Source organism: Komagataeibacter kakiaceti JCM 25156 (assembly GCF_000613305.1).
The window spans coordinates 1-1,262 of the sequence record NZ_BAIO01000605.1 but is presented as its reverse complement, the minus strand read 5'-3'; the positions used below and the strand labels follow the sequence as shown (position 1 = coordinate 1,262).

At 61.7% G+C, this 1,262-nt stretch carries 1 protein-coding gene and 1 other RNA gene; both read left to right on the top strand.

The window, feature by feature from the left end; translation table 11 throughout:
* The first annotated feature begins 142 nt into the window (after nucleotides 1–142).
* Nucleotides 143–558: RNase P RNA component class A (gene rnpB, locus JCM25156_RS27205), an RNA gene on the top strand.
* Between the two features lie 327 nt (nucleotides 559–885).
* A partial coding sequence (gene mraZ, locus JCM25156_RS17060; RefSeq protein WP_025814100.1) for a division/cell wall cluster transcriptional repressor MraZ occupies nucleotides 886–1,262 on the top strand: 377 nt, incomplete at its 3' end.

The following is a 1,262-nucleotide window of genomic DNA, read 5'->3' as shown; positions in this document are numbered from 1 at the left end:
ATGCCGCCCCGCGCCACATTGCCGCAAGACGGGCTCCAGACCCGGCGCGCGCACGGGAAATCGGACCGGAAAGGACGTGATGGACACCATGGGGGCCAATTATAGCTTGACGCTCCCCCCATGCACCGCCAGTTTCCGCATGCCAGACGGTCGGACGGTCGCTGTCGCATGGTTTACGCCGTGTGATGGAGGAAAGTCCGGGCTCCACGGAAAAACGGTGCCGGCTAACGGCCGGCGGGGGCGACCCCAGGGACAGTGCCACAGAAAACAGACCGCCCTCACGGCGGTGCCGGTCGCAATACCGGCAGTGTTGGGGGCAAGGGTGAAACGGTGCGGCAAGAGCGCACCGCATCCATGGTAACATGGATGGCAGGGTAAACCCCACCGGGAGCAAGACCGAATAGGAACGGCGGATGGGCCGCAAGGCGCCATCAGGGGTTTTTCCGCCCTGTCGTTCGGGTTGGTCGCGCCAGATGCGCCGCAAGGCCCATCGCAGAGGAATGACCGTCCCGCCCCCTCGGGGGCGGACAGAACCCGGCTTACAGACCGTCTGGTATTTTACTCCATCCGGCCGCGCGGCGGCTATTGGCGGTCTGCCGCCAAAAGTTGTTCACAAGTATTAACATAAAGAACAAACCAGAAACAGCGCACATTGCCGCCATATTGTGTTCCGATCGCGCCCTTTACCTGAACGCGCCGGAAACTGTGCTGAATAATAGCAGTTTCCAGCCATCTTTTGCGCATCTTTAATTGACCGCCCATGAAATCCCATGTTATCCCATTTCCCTACCGGGCAGAGGGTGGACGCCAGAATTCAGGCGCGACACCACGCTCTGGATACGGGCGGTTTCTGAAATTCGTGCCAGAGGGAGGGCATCGCGCAGCGTGAGTGTATTCCTGGGCACACACCAGAACCGGCTGGACGCGAAAGGGCGGGTTTCCATTCCCTCCGCATTCCGCACGGCGCTGCGTGCCAGGGCCAAATCGGGCGAACCGCTGGCCATCCTGCGTCCGTCCCATCTGCATCCCTGCCTTGAGGCATGGCCCGCCGATGCTTTTGCCGCACTGACCCGCCCGCTGGATGAGATGGATATTTTTTCAGAAGACCACGACGACCTCGCCACCGCGCTCTATGCCGATGCCTATCCGTTCGAAACCGACAGGGAAGGCCGCATCCTGCTGCCCGAAACCCTGCGCGCCCATGCGGGGCTGACCGATCAGGTCACGTTCATGGGGCTGGGCCGCACTTTCCAGATCTGGGA